This is a genomic window from Mesorhizobium sp. M0991, from assembly GCF_040318915.1.
Classification (GTDB): domain Bacteria; phylum Pseudomonadota; class Alphaproteobacteria; order Rhizobiales; family Rhizobiaceae; genus Mesorhizobium.
Map to the genome: position 1 here is coordinate 114,113 of NZ_JAMYNE010000006.1, position 21,204 is coordinate 135,316.

Sequence of the window (21,204 nt, forward strand, 5' to 3'; positions counted from 1 at the left end):
GAGACTCTGCTTAGCCCAACACGACGTTGGCGGCGCTCTCCGGCAGATCTTCGCCGAAAGCGCGCTGGTAGAACTCGGCGACCAGCGAGCGTTCCAGCTCGTCGCATTTGTTGAGGAAGGTCAGCCGGAACGCCATGCCGATATTGCCGAAGATCTCGGCATTCTCGGCCCAGGTTATGACCGTGCGCGGGCTCATCACCGTCGACAGGTCGCCGTTGATGAAGGCCGAGCGCGTCATGTCGGCGACACGCACCATCTTGTTGACGATCTCCTTGCCCTTGCCATCGCGATAATGCTTGGCCTTGGCCAGCACGATGTTCACCTCATTGTCGTGCGGCAGATAGTTCAGCGTGGTGACGATCGACCAGCGGTCCATCTGCGCCTGGTTGATCTGCTGGGTACCGTGGTAGAGGCCTGTGGTGTCGCCCAGCCCAACCGTGTTGGCGGTCGAAAACAGCCTGAAGGCCGGATGCGGGCGGATGACCCGGCTCTGGTCGAGCAGCGTCAGCCGGCCCGACGATTCCAGCACCCGCTGGATGACGAACATCACGTCCGGGCGGCCGGCATCGTACTCATCGAAGCACAGCGCAACATTGTGCTGGTAGGCCCAGGGCAGGATGCCGTCGCGGAATTCGGTGATCTGCAGCCCGTCCTTGACGACGATCGCGTCCTTGCCGACGAGGTCGATACGGCTGACATGGCTGTCGAGATTGACACGCACGCAGGGCCAGTTGAGGCGGGCGGCGACCTGCTCGATATGCGTCGACTTGCCGGTGCCGTGATAGCCCGACACCATGACCCGGCGGTTATAGGCAAAGCCGGCGAGGATCGCCATGGTCGTGTTCTTGTCGAACAGGTAGTCCGGATCGATGTCGGGGACATGCTCGCTCGTCACCGAATAGGCCGGCACCACCATCCTGGAGTCGAAGCCGAATGTCTCCTTCACCGACACCGTGGTGTCGGGCAGGTTGGCGATGTCGCGATCGACCTTGTTCATCTCTATCAACGTCTCCACAAGCGAAACGCCGCGTTTCGCCGGCAATCGATTTTGTTCGGGGGCGGTCTTAGAGCCTTTTCCAACCTTATGAAAGTTGGAAAGCGACACGAACCGTAAGGTCGCTCAGCACAAACCTGCCTGCTTGAGCACGCGATACGCCTGAAGCACATCGCGGAACCGGTCTTCCGAACCTCTGTCGCCGCCATTCGCATCCGGATGGTGGCGTTTCACAAGTTCCTTATAGCGCGCCTTGATATCCTTGCCACTTGCCTTTGTATCAAGGCCAAGCGTTTCCAGTGCCTTGGCCTCAAGCGGCTTGGCCTTGCGCTCGCGTGCTTCGCGCGGGTCCTTCGGGCCTTTGAACAGGTCGAAGGGATCGCGCATGCGATTGTAGTAGCCGGCGCGGCCGGAGCGCGCCTGGGCGAAGTCGGGCGAGGAGCGTGTCGAGGCACCGTTGACGCCCATTTTCCAGGTCGGCCGGTGGCCGGTCATGGCTTCCTTCTGGAAGCGGGCGATCTCGGTATCGGGAACGCCCGAGAAATAATTGAAGCCCTTGTTGTACTCGCGCACATGGTCGAAGCAGAACTGGAAATACTCGCCTTCCTTCATCCGTCCGACCGGGGCGCGGTGGGTACCGGCCTCCTTGCAGCCATCCCACTGGCAGATCGGCGAACGCGACTTCAGCTCCGCGTCCTTCTCCGGGCGGATGCGAATCTTTTCGAAATATTTTGGGTACGGCTTCATCTCACCCATTTATGGGCTGTTCGCGGATGCGAAACAAGAATTGACATTTTCGCGATGATCGCCCTAACCGCTGAATCGCGGCATAAAACCGGCGAATGGCGAATTTTGTGCGATGACGTAGATGTGGTGAAGGGAAGCGGCGATGTCCATACAGGCAACGATGGAAGATAAGCTGAAAAAGGCGTTTTCGCCGGAACGGCTGGACGTCATCAACGAAAGCCATCTCCATGCCGGGCATCATCATGTGGATTCCGGCCATCACGCCACCTTCGATGGCGCCGGTGAGACGCATTTCCGCGTCCGCATCGTCGCGCCCGCCTTTGCCGGCATGAGCCGCGTCGAGCGTCACCGCGCCGTCAACGATCTGCTGGCCGAGGAGTTGAAATCCGGCGTCCACGCCCTGGCAATCGAGCCGGCAGCGCCCGGCGAAACGACCCGCTGGTAATTCAGCCGAGGCTCGCCCTCAGGAAAGCCATCACCGCGGCGGTCAATGCATCGCCCTCGGTGCCGAAGTCGCGATTGATCGACATGTGCGAATAGGCGCTACCGTCGAACAGCGTGACTCTGGTTCCGGTGGCGCGCAGACGCCCGGCAAAGGCCTGCGCGTCCGCTGCACGGGTCTTCGCCCGCGAATGGGCGATGAAGGTTGCCGGGTGCTTGCGGCCTTCGACATAGGTGACAGGCGACAGCGCGCGCCACTGCGCCGGATCGGGAAAGGCGCGGGCATAGACCCCTTCCATGCCGCCGCTCCTGGCCAGTGCCTCTAGGTCGTAGGCCCTGGTGTCGTCGAGGACCAGCGCCGCGACGCCGGGCAGGCCGCCGCGCAGGCCGGTCAATGCGACGAGATGGCAGCCGGCCGAATGGCCCATGGCGACGATTCGGCCCGGATCGCCGCCATGCCTGGCGATGTTGGCACGGACGTAACGATAGGCCAGTTCGACATCCGCCGCCTGGGTGGCGACATCGGCTTCAGGCAGCATCCGGTAGTCGATCGAGACGAAGCAGAAGCCATTGTCGAGCAGGAAACCAGGCTTGGAGTTGACATTGTTGCGGTTGCCGACCCGCCAGGCGCCGCCATGGACGAAGAAAACGACCGGCAGGCTGTTTGCGCCGTCGCGGGAATAGATGTCGAGCTTGGCCGGCCCATAGTCGAAGGTTTCGGGCGACGGCGAACGCAGCCGCAATGCCGCCGCCTGTCCCGGCAGCAGCGCCGCCATCGACGCCAGAAGCAGGCTTCGCCGATCGATCGTCATCAACTCCTGACTACCCACAGTTGCCATGGGGCGCGCACTGTCATTCGCCAAGCATCGCCGGCTTGATCCTCAACCGCGCGATCCGGTTCTTGTCGCGCTTCATGACGACGAAGCGCTTGCCGTGAAACGTAAAGGCCTGCTTTTCGTCCGGGATCGACTGCGCCTCGTGGATGACAAGGCCGGCAATGGTGGTGGCTTCCTCGTCCGGCAGGTGCCAGTCGAGCGCCCGGTTGAGGTCGCGGATCGACACCGTGCCGTCGACGACGACGGAGCCGTCGGCCTCCTGCTTGACGCCCTGGATGTCGATGTCGTGCTCGTCAGCGATCTCGCCGACGATCTCCTCGATGATGTCCTCCAGCGTCACCAGTCCCTCGACCTCGCCATATTCGTCGACGACGATGGCGAAATGCGCCTTGCGGCGCAGGAAGGCGTTGAGCTGCTCCTGCAGCGTCGTGGTGTCGGGCACGAACCACGGCCGCGACGCGATCTTCATCACGTCGATCCTGGAAAAATCATTGCCGACCTCGTTCAGCGCGCGCAGCAGATCCTTCGCGTGCAGCACGCCGACAATGTTGTCGAGCGAGCCCTTCCACAACGGCATGCGGGTGTGCGGGCTCTGCAGGATCTCGCGAACCACCGCTTCGGGCGGGTCGTCGGCGTTGACCGAGCGCATATTGGTGCGGTGGACCATGACGTCGGAGACTTCGAGCTCCTCGAGGTCGAACAGGCCGCCGATGCGGGCGCGGTCCTCGCGCACCACCTGGCCGTCGCGGCGGAAATCGTCGACGGCGCCGCGCAATTCCTCATGCGCCGAGCGCTGCGGCTCGATGCGCTGCAGCTCGTAGCCGAAGGCGGCGAGCAGGCGCCGGCGCAAGACGAAGCCCAGCAGACCGAGGCCGGCGAGCACGGCAGCCGCGATCCAGCCGGCCTGGCTCATCCCGGATGGTTCTCCCTGAGGAACGCCAGCACTTCCGAGGCCGGCACATCCCTGGCGATGAAGGCCTGGCCGACGCCGCGCGTCAGGATGAAGGTCAGCGCGCCGCGCGACACCTTCTTGTCCTGGGTGATGAAGGAGAACAGCGTCTCGGCATCGGGCAGTTCGCCTGGAATGTTGGCCATGCGCCAGGGCAGGCCGACGGCGCGAAGATGCGCCTCGACACGCGCCGCATCGTCGGGGCTCGCCAAATTGAGCCTTGACGAAAAGCGGTGGGCCAGCGCCATGCCGATGGCGACGCCCTCGCCATGCACGAGCCTTGCGCCGTCATAGCCGGTCGCCGCCTCCAGCGCGTGACCGAAGGTGTGGCCGAGATTGAGCAGGGCGCGGTCGCCGGTCTCGAACTCGTCGCGGGCAACGACGTCGGCCTTGGCGCGACAGGCCTCGGCAATGGCCTCTCCCCGCTCCGGCCCGCCGGCAAACACTTGGCGCCAGTTTTCTTCCAGCCAGGCGAAGAACTGCGGCCGGTCGATCAGCCCGTATTTTGCCAGTTCGGCGTAGCCGGCGCGAAACTCGCGGATCGGCAGCGTGTCGAGCACTTCGGTGTCGGCCAGCACCAGCCTGGGCTGGTGGAACACCCCGACCAGGTTCTTGCCGCGCTTGCTGTTGATGCCGGTCTTGCCGCCGACGGAGGAATCGACCTGCGCCAGCAGCGAGGTCGGAACCTGCACGAAGTTCATGCCGCGCCGCGCGATGCCGGCGGCAAAGCCGGCGAGGTCGCCGACGACGCCGCCGCCGAGCGCGATGACGACGTCGCCGCGCTCCAGCTTGGCGGCCAGCACGCCGTCGACCACCTCTTCGAGATGCGCAAAGCTCTTGGTCTTTTCGCCTGGCGGCAGCGTGATGACGGCATGTTGGATGCCTCCGCTTGCCAGGCCGGCCGCAAGCGTTGCGAGATGCGCGGCCGCGACGTTTTCGTCGGTGATGACCGCCGCCCGCGTCCCCGGCAGACGGCGCGAAATCTCGGCGCCGGCGCGTGCCAGCAGGCCGGGACCGATCAAAATGTCGTAGGCACGCTCGCCAAGCCCGACTTCGACAGAGACCGCTGCATCAGCGCTCACGACCGCACCTCGTCAATGTCGGCAACGCCAAGGTGGCCGCGCAGCGCGTCCACCACTTCGGCGGCAATGATCTCCTTGCGGTCGTCGCGGGTCGGCACGGTGACGTCGGCCGCGGCATAAACCGGGTAGCGTTCCGCCATCAGCCGTTCGAGCACGGCGCGCGGTTCGGCGCTTTTCAGCAGCGGCCGATTCTGCTTCTTGGAAACGCGCTCCATCAACAGGTCGATCTCTGCCTTCAGCCAAACCGAAACGCCATGGCTGGCGATCGCCTCGCGCGTCTGCGCGTTCATGAAGGCGCCGCCGCCGGTCGACAGCACCTGCGGCCCGTGCTCCAGCACACGCAGGATGACGCGCTGCTCCAGCGCCCGGAACTCCGCCTCGCCATAGCGCTCGAACAGGTCCGGGACGCTCATGCGCGAAACAGTTTCGATTTCCTGGTCGCTGTCGATGAAGGGCAGTGCCAGCATCGCCGCTACCTTGCGGCCGATCGCCGTCTTGCCGGCGCCCATCAGCCCGACAAAGACGATGGAACGGCCGCCCAGCCGGCCGAGCAGCGCGGCATGGCTCTCGCCCGGAGGATTTGCTGGTAGCGCGTTCATGTTTCTAGGCCTCTTGCCGGCGTATCGACATCAAAAGCCTGTTTGCGTCAAGCGCGGCGCAACCGGGACCTGTTATCGGCTTCACCCTTGAATTGGCCGGATTGGCGTCTCATAAGGGCACAGGGTTGGAAATGCAGAATAAGACGACGGGCGAAAATTAATGCCAACACTGTTTCGCTTTGTCGTGACGCTCGCGATTCTTGCCGGCATTGTCTATGGCGCAATGTTCGCCCTGGTCATGTTCGTCGAGCCGAGAAAGGCGGAAATGAGCGTGCGTATCCCTCCGGAAAAGCTCAATCCCAAAAAATGAACAGCGCCGCCCGCATCGAAGCCTTCCTGGAGATGATGAGCGCCGAGCGCGGCGCTGCCGAAAACACGCTTTCCTCCTATCGCCGCGACCTCGAGGACGCTTCCGCCGGGATCGGCGGCGGGCTTGCCGCTGCCACCAGCGCCGCCATCCGTGCTTATCTCGACGACATCGCCGCGCGCGGCTTTGCCGCCACTTCGCAGGCGCGCAAATTGTCGGCGATCCGGCAGTTCTTCAAGTTCCTCTACGCCGAGGGTCTGCGCGGTGACGATCCGACCGGCACGCTGGACAGTCCGAGGAAAGGCCGGCCGCTGCCGAAGACGATGAGCGAGGCCGACACCGGCCGGCTGCTCGACCGCGCCGCGCAGGAGGCGATGGACCCCTCCATGCATGACGGCGACAGGCTCGCGGCGCTGCGCCTCCACGCGCTGGTCGAGGTGCTCTACGCCACCGGCTTGCGCGTTTCGGAGCTGGTCGGCCTTCCCGTGACGGTGGCGCAGCGCGACGACCGCTTCTTCATGGTCCGCGGCAAGGGCAACAAGGAGCGCATGGTGCCGCTGTCGGCCAAGGCGCGCACGGCGATGCGGACCTGGCTCGCCGCACGGGCGGCGGTGCCGGCTTTTGCCGACAGCCCCTTCCTGTTTCCGGCCGCCTCGGACAGCGGCTATCTTTCGAGACAGGTCTTTGCCCGCGAGCTGAAAGGGCTTGCCGCGCGGGCCGGCATTGCCACGGCGAAGATATCGCCGCATGTGCTGCGCCATGCTTTCGCCAGCCATCTGCTGCAAAACGGCGCCGATCTCAGGGCCGTGCAGCAGTTGCTCGGCCATGCCGATATTTCAACGACACAGATCTACACGCATGTGCTGGAAGAGCGGCTGGTGCGCCTGGTTAACGATCATCATCCGCTTGCCGACTAGGCGTCATGTCGCTATGTGAGAACGACGTTCCACCGCGCCCAGCCTGCATTTTCAGGCTTGCGTCAGTCATTGCCTTCCGACTTGCCGGTCCGCCCAAGAATGTACAATTACCTCGATTTCGAAAAGCCTGTGCAGGATCTCGAAGGCAAGATCCTCGAGCTGAAGAAGCTTGCCGAGAACGGCGAGGCGGTCGATGTCGGCGATGAGATCGCCCGTCTCGAGAAGCGCTCGCGCGATGCGCTGCGCGACGCCTACAAGGCGCTGACGCCGTGGCAGAAGGTGCAGGTGGCGCGCCATCCGGACAGGCCGCATTGCATCGACTACATCAAGGGCCTGCTTACCGATTTCACGCCGCTCGCCGGCGACCGCAATTTCGGCGAGGACCAGGCGATCGTCGGCGGCTTCGCCCGCTTCCGTGGCGAGCCGGTGGCGATCATCGGCCAGGAGAAGGGTTCCGACACGGCAAGCCGGCTGAAGCATAATTTCGGCTCGGTGCGGCCGGAGGGCTACCGCAAGGCGGTGCGGCTGATGGAACTCGCCGACCGCTTCCAGATCCCGCTGCTGACGCTGGTCGACACTGCCGGCGCCTATCCCGGCGTCAACGCCGAAGAGCGCGGCCAGGCGGAAGCCATCGCCCGCTCGACTTCCGCCTGCCTTGGCCTGAAGGTGCCGTCGATCTCGGTGGTGATCGGCGAAGGCGGCTCGGGCGGCGCCATAGCGATCGCCACCGCCAACCGCGTCTACATGCTCGAACACGCCATCTATTCGGTGATCTCGCCGGAGGGCGCCGCCTCGATCCTGTGGCGCGACACCACGCGGTCCAGGGATGCTGCGACCAATATGAAGATCACGGCGCAGGACCTGCTGGAGCTGAAGATCATCGACGCCATCGTTGCCGAGCCGCTCGGCGGCGCCCATCGCGGCCCCGAGACGGTTATCGCCGCCACCGGCGACCTCATCGCCAGGACGATGAAGGAATTTTCCGGCGCCAACACCGACTTCCGCGAGCATCGTCGCGAGAAATACCTGGCGATGGGCCGCAATCTGTAATCAACGCAGGCACGCGGCCTGAAATGTGACGGCGTGGAGCAATTTCGCCACAAAAATGCCGCTGCATTCGGCTCAGTGAGCTTGCCGTAAGGGGACGCTCCAGCATGCTTGCGGTAAGGAATTTTCAAGGTTAACGGGCTTAGGGTCCGTCAGTGGTCAGTTTAGCAGCTGCGGCATCCGCGGCGCAGAGATGAAGACGATAGCGATATCCATGTTAGCCAAGCTTGCCCGCACCGGAGTTCTGATCGCTGCGATCGGCGTCGCCGGCTGCAACGATGCTTCGATGAAGGATTTTGCGCCGCAAGCCAACAAGCCGCTGCCGGACAAGATCCTGACCGAAATGAAGGCCAAGGGCATGGTCCGCACCTCTTCGGTGATGGCCCGCATCTTCAAGGAAGAAGGCAAGCTCGAAATCTGGAAGGCCAAGACCAACGGCCGCTACGACCTGGTCGCCAGCTATGACATCTGCAAATGGTCGGGCAAGCTCGGGCCGAAGTTCACCGAAGGCGACCGCCAGGCGCCGGAAGGCTTTTACACGGTCCGCCCGGCACAGATGAACCCGCGGTCGAATTATCACCTGTCCTTCAACATCGGCTACCCGAACGCCTATGACCGCGCCAATGGCCGCACCGGTTCCAACCTGATGGTCCATGGCGCCTGCTCGTCGTCTGGCTGCTATTCGATGACCGACGCGCAGATCGAGCAGATTTACGCTTTCGGCCGCGACGCCTTCCAGGGCGGCCAGACCGAGTTCCAGATCCAGGCTTTTCCGTTCCGCATGACCGCCGCCAATATGGCGCGCTACCGCAACGACCCGAACTACGAATTCTGGAAGATGCTGAAGGTCGGCTACGACAATTTCGAAGTCACCAAGGTGCCGCCGAAAGTCGACGTCTGCGAGAAACGCTACGTCTTCAACCAGGTTGCGGCCGACGGCTCGGCCTTCAATCCGACCGGCCCTTGCCCTGCGACCACCCAGCCCGATTCGCTGAAGAGCGCCATCAACGCCTATCAAAGCACCTATGAGGCGGCCTTCAACGGCGCCGTCAAGGCCAGCGTGCCGGCGCCCAAGCCGACCATCGCCGGGATCAAGGAAGCCAGCATCGTTTCCGACTGGTCGAAACGGCGTGCCCGCGGCGAACGCGTGCCGATCGAGCCGCCGTCGCTCAACGCGGACGGCACGGTGACCGAAACGGCGCGCATGGGCCGCGTCGATTCGCCGGCGGGCCGCAAGATGGCGGCGCTCGACGCCGAAAAGGCCGCCAAGCAGAAGGCCGAGGAACAAAGGCTAGCCGCCATAGAAGCGGCGAAGGCCGCGAAAGAGGCAGCCAAGGCGCAGGCCCTGGCCGAGAAGGAAGCTGCCAAAGCCCAGGCACTGGCCGAAAAGGAAGCTGCCAAGACCGCCGCCGAGATGCCTGTCGCCACCGCCACCGTAGCGCCATCGGAGGCCGCTCCGGCAGTCGAAACGCAGGCTGCGGACGCCGAAAGCACGGCGACAAGGTTGAAGAAAAAGCTGCTCGGCATGTTTGGCGGCTGAGCTTCATGCTTGAACAAGAAGATGGGGGCCAAGAAGACAGGCCCTCAACCAACTCCGCCGCCGTCTACGACCTCAAAGGCCTGAACTGCCCGTTGCCCGTGCTCAAGGCAAAAAAGCGCCTGTCCGCAATGCAGCCGGGCAGCCGGCTCTGGCTCGAAACCACCGACCCGCTCGCCGTCATCGACATTCCCGCCTTCTGCGCCGAGAGCGGCCATCGGCTGGTCGAAACGACGGCGATATCGGGCGGCCACCGCTTCCTGGTCGAGCGCGGCTGAGCGGGGGTAATCTCCCCCCTCGAGGGGAGATGTCGCCGAAGGCGACAGAGGGGGTCGCCTCGCGTAAAGCGCCAACCTTGATCTGCCGCAGGAGGCCGCGTCCGGTCGCGCCGACCCCCCTCTGGCCTGCCGGCCATCTCCCCCTCGAGGGGGGAGATCGGCAGCTTCACCCACGCCCGGCAATAGCCAGGGGATTGCTTTCCAGTGCTGCGCGATCCGGGGTGTCGATCGACGGCCGGTTGGTGAAGGCGGCGAACAGCCGGCGGACATAGTCTTCCGGCATGTCGAGCGTGATCAGCACCAGTCTGGTGCCGCGCTGGCCGTCCGGCCAGGCCGGCAGTTGCACCGGCGGATGCAGGATCTTCTGCACGCCATGGATAACCAGCGGCCGCGACGGATCTTCTGCAAGTTCGATGACGCCTTTCATCCGCAACAGGCGCTCGCCATGCGCCGAGCGCAGCAGATCGAGGAACATCTCGATTGCCGAAAACGGCACCGGCCCGTCATGAACCAGCGAATACGAACGCACGCGGGAATCGTGCCTATGGCCATGACCATGGTGATGGTGATCGCCACGGTCATGCCCGTCGTGATCGTGCCCGCTGTGGTCATGCCCGCTGTGGTCATGGTCGTGGCCGGCTTCTTCGCCGAGCCAACGCTGCACATCGACCGATTTCGTGGCCGGATTGTAGAGGCCGCTATCGAACAGGGTCGCCGCGCTTGCCTGGCTCGCGTCGAGCACCACGGCGCCCCGGTTGAGGTGACTGAGCCGCGCCCGCAACGCCTCGACATCGCCTGCATCCGTGGCCAGGTCGGCCTTGCTGAGCACGATGCGATCGGCGACGGCCACCTGCTTCACCGCCTCGACATGCACATCGAGCGTCGCATTGCCGTTGACGGCGTCGACCAGGGTGATGACGCCGTCGAGCCGGAAGGCCTGGACCAGCGCCGGATGCGCCATGATCGACTGCAGCACGGGGGCGGGATCGGCGAGCCCGGTGGTCTCGACGACGACGCGGGCAAGCCGGTCGATGCGGCCGGTTTGCAGGCGGTCGACGAGGTCGGCCAGCGTGTCGACCAACTCGCCGCGCACCGTGCAGCAGAGGCAGCCGTCGGAGAGCTGGATGATGCCGTCGGAGGCCTGCTCGACCAGGAGATGGTCGATCGCCACCTCGCCGAACTCGTTGATGATGACGGCGGTGTCGGCGAGTGCCGGATCCCGGAGCAGCCGGTTGAGCAGCGTCGTCTTACCGGCGCCGAGAAAGCCGGTGAGCACCGAAACGGGGATCGGGAAGCCGACCATGCGGCTAGTTCAGCGCCTTGGCCGGCTGCTGGACCTGCGCGGCGGTGGTGGATCCCGCCACGGCCGGCTCGGCGCCGGCCGGCGGCGCCCGGTCCGGCCGCCATGTCGGCAGCGGCACGTCGGCATATTCCTGCCCGGAGGCGTCGAGCATCGCCTTCGGCTTCGGTCCCGTGGCGCCGCCGAGGCCGACGGCGATCAGCGTCGGCACATGGTCGAGCTTTTCCTGATAGGGCGATTTCGGCACGTCCTTGCCCTTGTCGCCGACGGCGGGTGCTGCTTCCGATTGCTCCTCGGCCGGCTTCTTCTTGCAAATCTCGTCATTCATGTCGTTGGCCGACACGGTGTCGCCATAGGCAGGCAGCGCCGCGACCGTCAGCCAGCTCGGCGCCGGCGTTGCAAAGCCCTGGTCGAGCAGTTTTGCCGCCGCCTCGGCGCGGGTGACGGCCGATTGTTCGCCGAGCACTACGGCGACCAGTGTGCGGCCGTTGCGGGTCGCCGAGCCGATCATGTTGAAACCGGACGAGCAGACGAAACCCGTCTTCATGCCGTCGGCACCCGGATAGCGGCCGATCAGCAGGTTGTAGTTGGAGATCGCCTTCTTGCCGACGGCGAGGCCTTCGATCGAGAACCAGGGAGCATATTGCGGGAATTCCTTGCGGATCGCCATCACCAGCAAAGCGAGATCGCGCGCTGTCGTATACTGGTCCGGCGAATAGAGCCCGTTCGGATTGACGAAATGCGACCCGCTCATGCCGAGCCTCCGCGCCTCGGCGTTCATGCGTTCGGCGAAAGCCGCTTGCGAACCGCCGATATTCTCGCCGACCGCCATGGCGATATCGTTGGCCGATTTGACCAGCATCATCTTCAGCGCATTGTCCAGCCGCATCACCGAGCCCGGCTTGAAGCCCATCTTGCTCGGCGGCTCGCCGGCCGAATGTTTCGTCACCTTGATCGGCGAATCGACCTGGACCTCGCCCGCGGCAATCGCCCGAAACGCCACATAGGCGGTCATCAGCTTGGTCAGCGATGCCGGGTACCAGCGCCTGAACGCCTCCTGATGCTGCAGGATCTTGCCGCTGTTCAGGTCGAACAGGATGGTCGGATTGGCCAAGGCAGGCCCGGCCAGCGCCGCAAGCACCACCGCGCCCGCCACCAACAGTTTGAGGAAATGCCTGTAGCGCATCATGAAAACCGAAATAGCCTCTTGCCGCAGTCGCACCTGGCTCCGTAAGATTTCGTTACACGATCGCCAGGATAATGGTCCGGCCCTCTGTTCCCGGACCACAGTCGCGGTGCTATTTACTCTATGTGACGTCAACATGGCAAAGTGCTGCCGATCACAATGTGGAAGCAGCAGCACAATGCAAAGCTGCGTGCATGGTTGCAAGGCAGCAGGCACAATTGCAAAGCAGCAGGCCAGGACCGCCTGCTCCAACAGCGAAATGGAACCATCATGCCGATCCTGAACCGAGCCGCCGAAATGCAGGACGAGGTGGCCGGCTGGCGCCGCCATTTGCACCAGACGCCGGAGCTGAATTTCGACGTCTTCAAGACCGCCGCCTTCGTCACCGAGAAGCTGAAGGCTTTCGGCTGCGACGACATCGTGACGGGTTTAGGCAAGACCGGCGTCGTCGGCATCATCCGCGGCCGCCACGGCGAAGGCTCGACCATCGGCCTGCGCGCCGACATGGACGCCCTGCCGCTCAACGAGATCACCGGCAAATCCTATGCCTCGACCGTCCCCGGCAAGATGCACGCCTGTGGCCATGACGGCCACACCGCGATGCTGTTGGGTGCCGCCAAATACCTCGCCGAAACGCGCAATTTCGCCGGTTCCGTCGCGGTCATCTTCCAGCCGGCCGAAGAAGGCGGCGGCGGCGGCAACGAGATGGTCAAGGACGGCATGATGGAGCGCTTTGACATATCCAAGGTGTTCGGCATGCACAACATGCCGGGCCTGCCGGTCGGCCAGTTCGCCATCAGGCCGGGCCCGATCATGGCGGCGACCGCCGAATTCACCATCACCGTCAAGGGCCGGGGCGGCCACGCGGCGATGCCGCACGGCACCATCGATCCGATCGTCATCACCAGCCAGCTTGTCGGCGCATTGCAGACGATCGCCTCGCGCAGCATCGATCCGGTCGAGGCGGTGGTCGTCTCGGTGACGAAATTCCACGCCGGCGACGCCTATAACGTCATTCCAGAGACCGCCGAGATCGCCGGCACCGTACGCACGCTGAAGAAGGAGGTTGCCAAGAAGGCCGAAGAGCGCATCCGCGCGCTTTGCCAAGGCCTGGGCGCTGCCTTCGGCGCGACAATCGAGGTCGACTACAATGCCAACTACCCCGTCACCTTCAATCATCCGGAAGAGACGGTCTTTGCCAGCGACATCGCGGCCGACGTCGCCGGCGACAGCCATGTGCACCGCGCCATCCAGCCGGTGATGGGCGGTGAGGATTTCTCCTATATGCTGGAAGCGCGGCCGGGCGCCTTCATCTTCATCGGCAATGGCGATACCGCCGGCCTGCACAACCCGGCCTACGACTTCAACGATGAGGTCATCCCGCACGGCATGAGCTATTGGGTGAAGCTGGCGGAGACGGCGCTGGCGGCGTAGCGATTCGGCACCGGCGGTGCGGCGACCGCCGCATCTCTGGGCGGCAAAACTGGGCAGGATATGTTCTGCTGGTCACTTCCGGCCGGATGACTTCCAGGCAAGGCCGAAGGCAATGCCCAGAGCAATACCTATACCAATGCCCGCAACAATGTTGTCCAACACGACGCCGATAGCCACGCCGATCACGACGCCGAGTGTGAGGTGTTTGGCATCCATTATGCCCGGTCATGTAGCGTGGAAGGGAAGAGCCGCAACCGCTACGGCCCGCTCTTCGGATCCTCGACCTCCAGCGCCTCCATGACCGGCGCCAGTTCACTGTCTTCGATCGGGACCGCATTCTGCGGTTCCTCGCCGGTTCTCGCCTTTTTCAACGCTGCCTCGATCGCCTCCTGGATGTTGCCGAGCTCGTCTTCGCGAACCTCGTGGCCATAGCCGGCAGCGTCGGCATCCTGCTCGAATTGCTGCGCCAGGACGGCGACGCTCACCTCGCTCTCGGCCGGCAGATTGCCGACATTCTCCTGCAGCCAGGTTTCAAAGAACTCTTTTGTGGCGCTCATGCGGTGTCTCCTTCGGGACACTAAAGCGCGCCGGCATCCCGAAAGTTCCGCTATCTTAACCGTCTTTGCACCGCTCGCCATGTCGGCTACGCAGGAACCCGCCGCTTCAACCAATCGACCATTAGCGTGGTGACTTCGCCCGGCTTCTCCTGCTGTGACCAATGTCCACAGCCGGCGACCACATGTTTTTCGAGATCGGCGATGTGGGCGTCCATTCCATCCATCATCGCTGGAGATAACACGACGTCGTCCTCAGCGCCGATCATGAGCGAAGGCACTTTTATCGTCTGGTCGACATTCAAGCCGGCTCTCCAATTGCGCGACAAATTGCGATACCAGTTGATGCCCGGCGTGAAACCGGTGCGCCGGAAGCTCTCGGCATAGAAAGCAAGCTCGTCTGGCGTCAGGATCAGCTCGCCGGGCAGCGTCTTCGGCTCCGGCTGCGCGAGCGCCTGTAGGAACGTCATGTGTCGGGCCTGCGGCGGCAGCTTGGCGTATTGCGCGGCGGTGATAACACCCTTGCGCATATTGCTCCTGAACACCCGCGCCACGTCATGCGCCATCAAACGGTCCGCGAGATCACCATCTTCGAACATCAGCACATACATGTCGGGATTGTAGACTTCGCGCATCTGCGCGATCGGGTCTTTTGCCGGGTTGGCCACGAACGGCTTGTCTGGGGCGGTCAGCCCCTTGGTGAGGCTCGGATGCAGCCACAGCATTTCATGGGGAATGAATGGCGTGTTGACACCGATGACGCCAGCGACCCGGCTCTGATGCAAAAGCGGCATCTGCCATGCGACCAGGCCGCCCCAGTCATGGCCCGCGAACACGGCCTTTTCGACGCCGAGAGCATCGAGGAGACCGACGAGATCGCCGGTCAGGTGGACCATATCATAATCCTCGACCTTGGACGGCCGGTCGGTCAGACCATATCCGCGCTGGTCGGGAACAATGACGTGATAGCCGGCGGCCGCGAGCGGCGCGATCTGGTGACGCCAGGAAAAGGCGAGTTCGGGAAAGCCGTGCAGCAAAACGACCGCCGGTCCCTTGCCGGCTTCGTAAACAGCCATATCGATGCCGTTGGAGCGAACGTATCGGACCGGCGGCATGGCCTGCGACGCGCCAAAGACCGGCAGGCAAGGCGCAAGAAGACTGCCGGCGGTGCCGAGAAGCACCGCCCTGCGGGAAAGGGTGGTCATGGCAGAAGTTTCCTTAGCTGCTCGAATTCTGATCGAATGACGGCCGGGCAGGCCGAGACGTCTCGGCCGGCGCGGATCAGCACGAGAATGCCTTGGTAGAGAAGCAGAAGCCTGACGACGTGGAGATCGACCTGCCCTCCGCCGATCTGGCGCTCCACGACCTGCCGGATGGCGGCTTCCAGCACGGCGAAGCCTTCCGTGAGACCTTCCGAGGCGACCGACGGTTGCGCGCCGAACTCGACTGCGGCATTCGTCAACAAACAGCCGTCGTCGCCGGATTCCGGGGCGGGCAGCAACAACGACAGGAACAATTGTTCCAAACCATCCAGATCGCCTGCTTCGCCGATGTAGGTCTCGATCCGGCAGCGGATGACGGCATCGATATAGTGGCCGAAGGCCGCCCGATAGAGACCTTCCTTGTCGCCAAAGGCATTGTAGATCGAGCCAGACGTCAGGCCGGTGGCATCGCTCAGATCCTTGATCGAAATTCCCGCGAAACCGGCCCGTCGAAACGCGTTCATCGCGTCACCCAGCACAGTGGCTTCGTCAAATAGTCGCGGTCTGGTCATGGAGCAACCCAATGTAAAATGATCATTCTAGAATGAGCATTTTACATCGCCAGTCAAGCGACTTTTTTGCAAAGACAGCTCGATGGGCACACAGGCACGCCAGCGATGCCAGGTTGCATCGCGATCTCCCGGAGCTTGGCCCCTCTGTGAGATTAAAAACCAGGCGGCGTAGGCGCCGCCTGGCTCGGCTGCTTACTGGCTGGCAGCAGTCGTCGGTTCGCACGACACGTTTGGGTTCATGTCGGCGAACGCGCCGGTCGGGTTGCCTTTCCAGGCCCAGACATGCAGCTCGTAAAACGGGCCGAGGCCATAGCGATTGGGCGCGCTGTTGAAGTTGAACAGATGCCCATCGAGCGAGGCCGGGCCTTTCGAGGTGATGTATTCGACCGCGATCAGTTTTAGCGTGCCGTCGGCCATCGGCTCGTACATCACCGCTTCGGGCTTGGCGACATCGACAGCGTCGTCCTTGAGGTAGCCGGGATTGACGTAGTGGATACCCATGGCGCCGCCGGTGATGCCGCTGGCGCAGGGGATCGGCGCATAGCCCTCGGCGGTCGCCGCCGCCACATTCTCGAAGCGGCTGTTGGCGGCTCGCACCTTTTCGGCCAGCGGATTGGGACCGGACGTGGGCGCTGCCTGATGCGCCTGCGCCAACGCAGTGCAGGCCGACAGGACCGCCGCGGCAGCGAGGAATTTGTTGCGAAAGTTGATTGTCATAATCATTCCATTCTTCTTGAAAAGCACAGCCCGGCCGGGCGCCGGAAGTAAGGAGGTCCGGCAGGTGGGCGCTGTGGCTGTTGTTGCTCGGAGAGCCCTATCCCGATGCGACGAATGCAGGGGAAGATCATCCCTTCGGCAGATACGGGATCGTTCCGGCCAGATCGGAATTGTCGATCAGCTGGAACCGGCTGTCGCTGCCGCCCTGACGGGCCGAAACGAAGGGTGCGTAGGCAGGATCGTCGGTGAAGGCGCGCGCCGCTGCCTCGGTCGGGAACGCCATCAAGGCAATCAGCGTGGTGTCGAGCGGCTTGCCTTCGAGCGTCTTCACATTGCCGCTGCGCGACAGATATCTGCCACCGTGCTTGTGAACGAGGTCGTGGACCGACGCGGCATAGGCCGGCATCCACTGCGGGTCCCTCACCTTGATGTCTGCGATAACGTAAGCGGTCATGGTTCATGTCTCCTGATCGTGCACAGGGGTATCCCGTGCAGCGGCAGAGGGGTCGCATGGCAAGGCCGGCGCCAGCCAGTCCGCGATCTGTACTGGTGTGGCGAATTCGAAATTCGCATTCACTTTGGAGCAACGCAGCGAGCGAATTTCGGATTCAAAAGCCACACCAGCAAGTGCTTGGATTTCCAGTGTGGTTTTGGATTTGAAGTTCCTAACCCTGATGCCACCCAGAAAGCAGGAACTTCAAATCCACCACACTTGGGCCGGTACAGTTTCTGTACTCGCCGCACCGCTGGGAAAGGCCTATGGTCCCGGCTGAGTTTGAGGGGAAGGCAACATCATGACCCAGGCCGGATACAAACAGTTCTGCCCGTTATCGATGGCCGCGGAGGTGCTGTGCACCCGCTGGACCATGGTTCTGCTTCGCGAATTGGTGGCGGGCTCGACCCGTTTCAACGATCTGCGCCGCGGCGTCCCCAAAATGTCGCCGACCCTTCTGTCGCAACGGCTCAAGGAGCTTGAGCTGGCCGGGATCGTCGAGCGCAAGGAAGTGCGCGGCGAGAAAGGCATCTTCGAATACCGGATGACAGAGGCCGGCCGGGATCTGCGTTCCGTCGTCGAGGCGATGGGCTTTTGGGGGCAGAAATGGGTCGAGTCGCGGCTGTCGCTGAAGAACCTCGATCCGTCGCTGCTGATGTGGGACATGCGGCGCAACCTCAACGCGTCGCCGCTGCCCGACGGCCGCACGGTGATACAGTTTCTGTACCAGGAGCTCCCCGCCTCCAAACGGTCGTGGTGGCTGATCGTCGAGAAGCACGGCGAGGTCGACCTCTGCTGGTACGATCCGGGCTTCGATGTCGATCTCTACGTCTCGACCGACCTGCACACCATGACCGAAATCTGGATGGGGCTGATCACCGTCGAGAAGGCCGGGGCGAAAGTCATCTTGACGGGCGACCAGGATATCGCCCGCAAAATGCAGACCTGGCTGGGCCTGAGCCCGTTCGCGGTCGAACCCAAGCGAGCAGCCTAGCTGCCTCTTGGCGAAACGATCCGAAGCGGTTATGTGTCGGGCGCGATGGTCCCGTAGCTCAGTAGGATAGAGCGGCAGATTCCTAATCTGTAGGTCACAGGTTCGATTCCTGTCGGGATCACCAATGTTTTCAGTTGCTTAGTGAAAAATCCGCCGTACTTTTTTGGGAAATTTTGAGAAATTAGTACGGCGAATTTCGCAGACCTTCAAACTTTGGGCACGCATGCCTGAGGGAGAAACGGCTCAATTCTCTTCACGAGACCACCGTCGGCGGCGCTCGCCGGACGTGATCACCTCCACATGCTGCTTCGTCATAGGACTGTTCCTAGTGCTACCACTAGGACTTGCACCTTCAGCCTATCTCAGCAAGGCGGCCGTCACCGTGGGGATACGTATGAACCAACACCGCGTGAATGGCGGTAAGGAGGGCGCAAAGCCGACGTTCAGCGAGCTAATCTTCTATTTCCGATTGGGCACCACTGCGAAAGTGAGCGATGCCCGCCTTGAAAGGGATCGAACCAAGGACCGATCATCGGTTAGGTTCACGTTGGATAACGGTGATTTATGGAACTCATTTCATTTGTGGCGGTTATTGCGGCTTTCCTGTCAGCATAGGGTGTCCGCGGCTCGTATCGAAATCTCCCGGATGTGCTGACGGAAAACCTGTCGGAACTCCCTGAAGTTATCGAACCCGAGAGCAGTGGCCACTCTGACCACGGTTGAGGGCGACACTCCGCATCGGTCCGCAAGCGATTGCGCGGTGCCGAATGCTACAATTTCCGGATGGGCGAGAGCCGTGCGTGCGACGCGCTCCTGTTGGTCTGGGAGGCTAAGCCTGGTTGCTACAATCATATCCTTTAGCTCGGCGATGGTCGTCGGGTTTCGAATGGTTTTTTCCGTGCTCATGATCGTGCTTCCGGTGCATGTTCGGCTATGACTTATTGGGAAGGGCCGTCGGAGGTTGACATCTAACCCCTGAACTTTGCCTGGATGGAACCACAGGCCTGCGCCATGTACTCTCTCGGAGGCGTCCGCACCATCGTTGAAGCTGATATCCTGCGGCCGGTACCTGTAGTTGCAGCAGCTCGTTGATCAAGTCCTTCGCGTGCACCATCCTCCGGTAGATCAGTAGTATGCGGCGGCTCGATCCGAAGTTCGGGGCGCCGCTAGATCGGACAGGAGGACGATTTTGCTTCTCCGAACGGTCAGCCAAGAACCTCTGCCAATTTCACGGGGAATCCGTTCTTTGCAGACTGGGTTGCAGCTTCCGCCATGGCGAGTGCTGCGACACCATCATCAAGGTTGACCGGCAGAGCCGAGCCTGTCTTCACAGCGTTGACAAATGCTGCCCATTCCGCCGCATAAGCGGGCATGTAGCGTTCGAGGAAGAAATAGGTGGGCTTTGCGCCCGTGACACCGGAAGTCGTGGACTTGACCAAGGTGTTTTCCAACATGTTCTGCGCCTGTAGCAGCCCTTCGGAGCCGAGAAGCTCCAGCCGCTGGTCATAACCATAGACGGCTCGGCGGCTGTTCTTGATCACGGCGATCCGGCCATCCGCATAGGCAAGGGTCACGACGGCGGTATCGACGTCGCCTGCCGCGCCAATTTCCGGATCGACAATCGATGTACCCACCGCCGAGACGGAGACCGGCGCTGTCCCCATAATGAAATTAGCCATGTCGAAATCATGAATCATCATGTCGCGGAAAAGACCACCCGAAACCTTGATATAGGCGATCGGCGGCGGCGCGGGGTCGAAAGAGGTGATCGAGAGCAGTTCCGTCTTGCCGATTTCACCACGGTCGGCTGCTGCCTTGAGAGCCGCAAAGTTGGGATCGAAACGGCGGTTGAAGCCGATCATCACCGGCTTGCCGGTAGCGGCGGCCACCTTCTGACAAGCCTGTGCCCTTGCAAGGCTGAGATCGACAGGCTTTTCACAAAGCACGGCCTTGCCCGCTGCCGTCGCCCGCTCGATCAAGTCGGAATGGGTATCGGTGGAGGTGGCAATCAGCACGGCATTGATGGCGGGATCATTGAGGATCGCATCGGTCGAGCGGGCTTCGGCGCCATACTGGGCGGCGATCTTCTCAGCGGCGGCCTGATTGATGTCGGAGACAGCCGCAAGGCGGCTGCCGGGATTGGTGGAAATGGCGGTGGCATGGACGCCAGCAATACGGCCTGCGCCCAAAAGGCCGACGTTCAGGATGGTGGATGACACGGATGATCCTCTCAGGAAAACAACCTCAGATAGTGAAAGCGGTGCGGAAGGCTTCGAGTGCAGCTTCCGGATCACCGGAGGCAAAGGCTTCCATACCGACCGGCCCCGCGTAGTCCATGGATTTCAGGGCTTTTGCGACGCCATGCCAGTTCACTTCGCCCGTGCCCGGCTCGCAACGGCCGGGATTATCAGCCACCTGAACTTCCCCGATCCAGGGCAGGCAGGCCTCACACCAGCGGATAAGATCACCTTCACCGATCTGGGTATGGTAGAGATCGAGGTTAATTCGCAGTTGCGGGCGGTTGACGGCTGCAACGAGCGCAAGCACGTCTGCCGTCGAGCCGAAGGGGCAGCCGGGATGATCGATTGGGTTGAGGTTTTCTAACGTGAAGACCTGACCCTCGGCTTCTGCCAGATCGCAGATGCGGTTGAGTGTATCGCGAGCCCGCTGTTCCTTGCCCGGCGCGAAGGCCCCGATCTTCGGGATCGGAATGCCCATGTCGCCAAGCCCTGTGCCATGCAGATTGAGGCGGTGGACACCGAGCCGCTTGCCGACCTTCGCCGTTTCCGTGGCAGACGCCAGAAGCATCTCACAACCTTCTGCATCGGTGAGCCGACCTTCGAGATAGCCATTCATGACAGTGAAGGTGGCACCGGTTTTTTCAAGCGCATCAAGATTCCAGGCGGGCCAGTTCCAAAGGCCGACGCCGTAGCCCATTTCTTTCAGGCGGCTTGCCCGCCATTCGATTGGTTTGTCGCGCCAGAGCATTTCGGCGCAAGCGGCAAGTTGGAAGCTCAT

At 62.7% G+C, this 21,204-nt stretch carries 25 protein-coding genes and 1 tRNA gene; 9 read left to right on the forward strand and 17 right to left on the reverse strand.

The features are described from left to right. Positions 1-10: 10 nt before the first annotated feature. On the reverse strand, positions 11-997 hold the full coding sequence (gene cobS, locus NKH70_RS11595) for a cobaltochelatase subunit CobS (RefSeq protein ID WP_352489391.1): 987 nt from the start codon (positions 995-997) through the stop codon (positions 11-13). Between the two features lie 123 nt (positions 998-1,120). Beyond that, positions 1,121-1,750: a J domain-containing protein gene (locus NKH70_RS11600; RefSeq protein ID WP_254816626.1), complete on the reverse strand. Its 630-nt coding sequence runs from the start codon at positions 1,748-1,750 to the stop codon at positions 1,121-1,123. Between the two features lie 133 nt (positions 1,751-1,883). Between NKH70_RS11600 and NKH70_RS11605 the strand changes: the two genes are divergently transcribed. After that, on the forward strand, positions 1,884-2,186 hold the full coding sequence (locus NKH70_RS11605) for a BolA family protein (RefSeq protein WP_352489390.1): 303 nt from the start codon (positions 1,884-1,886) through the stop codon (positions 2,184-2,186). A 1-nt stretch (position 2,187) separates the two neighbouring features. On the opposite strand, the gene NKH70_RS11610 is transcribed toward NKH70_RS11605, so the two are convergent. The 4 genes from NKH70_RS11610 to NKH70_RS11625 are packed head-to-tail and all read right to left on the reverse strand — an operon-like array spanning position 2,188 to position 5,648. Beyond that, the gene (locus NKH70_RS11610; protein ID WP_352714232.1) at positions 2,188-2,994 is read right to left on the reverse strand and encodes an alpha/beta hydrolase; all 807 of its coding nucleotides are present in this window, start codon (positions 2,992-2,994) and stop codon (positions 2,188-2,190) included. A 40-nt stretch (positions 2,995-3,034) separates the two neighbouring features. Continuing rightward, positions 3,035-3,931 carry an HlyC/CorC family transporter gene (locus NKH70_RS11615; protein WP_353025280.1) on the reverse strand — a complete coding sequence of 299 codons (897 nt, stop codon included), beginning with the start codon at positions 3,929-3,931 and terminating at the stop codon, positions 3,035-3,037. Beyond that, the gene (gene aroB, locus NKH70_RS11620) at positions 3,928-5,049 is read right to left on the reverse strand and encodes a 3-dehydroquinate synthase (RefSeq protein WP_352714235.1); all 1,122 of its coding nucleotides are present in this window, start codon (positions 5,047-5,049) and stop codon (positions 3,928-3,930) included. The genes NKH70_RS11615 and aroB overlap by 4 nt, the downstream gene beginning before the upstream one ends. Then, entirely contained in the window at positions 5,046-5,648 is a 603-nt protein-coding gene (locus NKH70_RS11625) for a shikimate kinase (protein ID WP_352714236.1), read from the reverse strand. Before NKH70_RS11625 ends, aroB begins: the two co-directional genes overlap by 4 nt. Positions 5,649-5,808: 160 nt before the next feature. Here NKH70_RS11625 and NKH70_RS11630 point away from each other — a divergent pair, with 160 nt between their 5' ends. The 5 genes from NKH70_RS11630 to NKH70_RS11650 all read left to right on the forward strand — a co-directional run bounded on the left by NKH70_RS11630 (position 5,809) and on the right by NKH70_RS11650 (position 9,734). After that, positions 5,809-5,958 carry a hypothetical protein gene (locus tag NKH70_RS11630; RefSeq protein ID WP_023677884.1) on the forward strand — a complete coding sequence of 50 codons (150 nt, stop codon included), beginning with the start codon at positions 5,809-5,811 and terminating at the stop codon, positions 5,956-5,958. Continuing rightward, entirely contained in the window at positions 5,955-6,872 is a 918-nt protein-coding gene (locus NKH70_RS11635; protein ID WP_352714237.1) for a site-specific tyrosine recombinase XerD, read from the forward strand. The genes NKH70_RS11630 and NKH70_RS11635 overlap by 4 nt, the downstream gene beginning before the upstream one ends. A 99-nt stretch (positions 6,873-6,971) precedes the next feature. Further along, positions 6,972-7,922, forward strand: coding sequence for an acetyl-CoA carboxylase carboxyltransferase subunit alpha (locus NKH70_RS11640; protein WP_292664002.1), 951 nt, complete (start codon positions 6,972-6,974; stop codon positions 7,920-7,922). A 211-nt stretch (positions 7,923-8,133) separates the two neighbouring features. Continuing rightward, positions 8,134-9,459 carry a L,D-transpeptidase family protein gene (locus NKH70_RS11645; RefSeq protein WP_352714239.1) on the forward strand — a complete coding sequence of 442 codons (1,326 nt, stop codon included), beginning with the start codon at positions 8,134-8,136 and terminating at the stop codon, positions 9,457-9,459. Between the two features lie 5 nt (positions 9,460-9,464). Continuing rightward, positions 9,465-9,734 (forward strand): sulfurtransferase TusA family protein, encoded by a 270-nt coding sequence (locus NKH70_RS11650; RefSeq protein WP_352714241.1) that lies wholly within the window; start codon positions 9,465-9,467, stop codon positions 9,732-9,734. A 166-nt stretch (positions 9,735-9,900) separates the two neighbouring features. Here the strand turns inward: NKH70_RS11650 and NKH70_RS11655 are convergent, their stop codons facing one another. Beyond that, on the reverse strand, positions 9,901-11,037 hold the full coding sequence (locus NKH70_RS11655; RefSeq protein WP_352714243.1) for a CobW family GTP-binding protein: 1,137 nt from the start codon (positions 11,035-11,037) through the stop codon (positions 9,901-9,903). Between the two features lie 4 nt (positions 11,038-11,041). After that, positions 11,042-12,220: a D-alanyl-D-alanine carboxypeptidase family protein gene (locus NKH70_RS11660; RefSeq protein WP_352910786.1), complete on the reverse strand. Its 1,179-nt coding sequence runs from the start codon at positions 12,218-12,220 to the stop codon at positions 11,042-11,044. Between the two features lie 270 nt (positions 12,221-12,490). Here NKH70_RS11660 and NKH70_RS11665 point away from each other — a divergent pair, with 270 nt between their 5' ends. Further along, positions 12,491-13,654, forward strand: coding sequence for a M20 aminoacylase family protein (locus NKH70_RS11665; RefSeq protein ID WP_352910282.1), 1,164 nt, complete (start codon positions 12,491-12,493; stop codon positions 13,652-13,654). A 72-nt stretch (positions 13,655-13,726) separates the two neighbouring features. Here the strand turns inward: NKH70_RS11665 and NKH70_RS11670 are convergent, their stop codons facing one another. The 6 genes from NKH70_RS11670 to NKH70_RS11695 all read right to left on the reverse strand — a co-directional run bounded on the left by NKH70_RS11670 (position 13,727) and on the right by NKH70_RS11695 (position 17,153). Then, positions 13,727-13,870 carry a glycine zipper domain-containing protein gene (locus tag NKH70_RS11670; RefSeq protein WP_352910280.1) on the reverse strand — a complete coding sequence of 48 codons (144 nt, stop codon included), beginning with the start codon at positions 13,868-13,870 and terminating at the stop codon, positions 13,727-13,729. 41 nt (positions 13,871-13,911) lie between these two features. Next, positions 13,912-14,211 carry a hypothetical protein gene (locus tag NKH70_RS11675; protein WP_352910278.1) on the reverse strand — a complete coding sequence of 100 codons (300 nt, stop codon included), beginning with the start codon at positions 14,209-14,211 and terminating at the stop codon, positions 13,912-13,914. An 86-nt stretch (positions 14,212-14,297) separates the two neighbouring features. After that, complete coding sequence (locus NKH70_RS11680; protein WP_352979354.1) at positions 14,298-15,323, reverse strand: alpha/beta fold hydrolase; 1,026 nt, start codon at positions 15,321-15,323, stop codon at positions 14,298-14,300. A gap of 86 nt (positions 15,324-15,409) precedes the next feature. After that, a complete protein-coding gene (locus tag NKH70_RS11685; RefSeq protein WP_352910275.1) occupies positions 15,410-15,982 on the reverse strand; it encodes a TetR/AcrR family transcriptional regulator in 573 nt (190 codons plus the stop codon). Between the two features lie 192 nt (positions 15,983-16,174). Next, positions 16,175-16,699 (reverse strand): hypothetical protein, encoded by a 525-nt coding sequence (locus NKH70_RS11690; RefSeq protein WP_502908348.1) that lies wholly within the window; start codon positions 16,697-16,699, stop codon positions 16,175-16,177. A 127-nt stretch (positions 16,700-16,826) separates the two neighbouring features. Beyond that, positions 16,827-17,153: a DUF1330 domain-containing protein gene (locus tag NKH70_RS11695; protein ID WP_352529087.1), complete on the reverse strand. Its 327-nt coding sequence runs from the start codon at positions 17,151-17,153 to the stop codon at positions 16,827-16,829. A gap of 340 nt (positions 17,154-17,493) precedes the next feature. Here NKH70_RS11695 and NKH70_RS11700 point away from each other — a divergent pair, with 340 nt between their 5' ends. Then, positions 17,494-18,186, forward strand: coding sequence for a winged helix-turn-helix transcriptional regulator (locus NKH70_RS11700; RefSeq protein ID WP_292659138.1), 693 nt, complete (start codon positions 17,494-17,496; stop codon positions 18,184-18,186). Positions 18,187-18,233: 47 nt separating this feature from the next. Continuing rightward, positions 18,234-18,310 (forward strand) — tRNA-Arg (locus NKH70_RS11705). Positions 18,311-18,792: 482 nt separating this feature from the next. Here the strand turns inward: NKH70_RS11705 and NKH70_RS11710 are convergent. The 3 genes from NKH70_RS11710 to NKH70_RS11720 form a co-directional block, all read right to left on the reverse strand. Further along, a complete protein-coding gene (locus NKH70_RS11710) occupies positions 18,793-19,092 on the reverse strand; it encodes a MurR/RpiR family transcriptional regulator (protein WP_353025284.1) in 300 nt (99 codons plus the stop codon). Between the two features lie 299 nt (positions 19,093-19,391). Then, positions 19,392-20,393, reverse strand: coding sequence for an inositol 2-dehydrogenase (gene iolG, locus NKH70_RS11715; protein WP_353025349.1), 1,002 nt, complete (start codon positions 20,391-20,393; stop codon positions 19,392-19,394). 37 nt (positions 20,394-20,430) lie between these two features. Continuing rightward, positions 20,431-21,204, reverse strand: a complete 774-nt coding sequence (locus NKH70_RS11720; protein ID WP_353025285.1) for a TIM barrel protein — start codon at positions 21,202-21,204, stop codon at positions 20,431-20,433.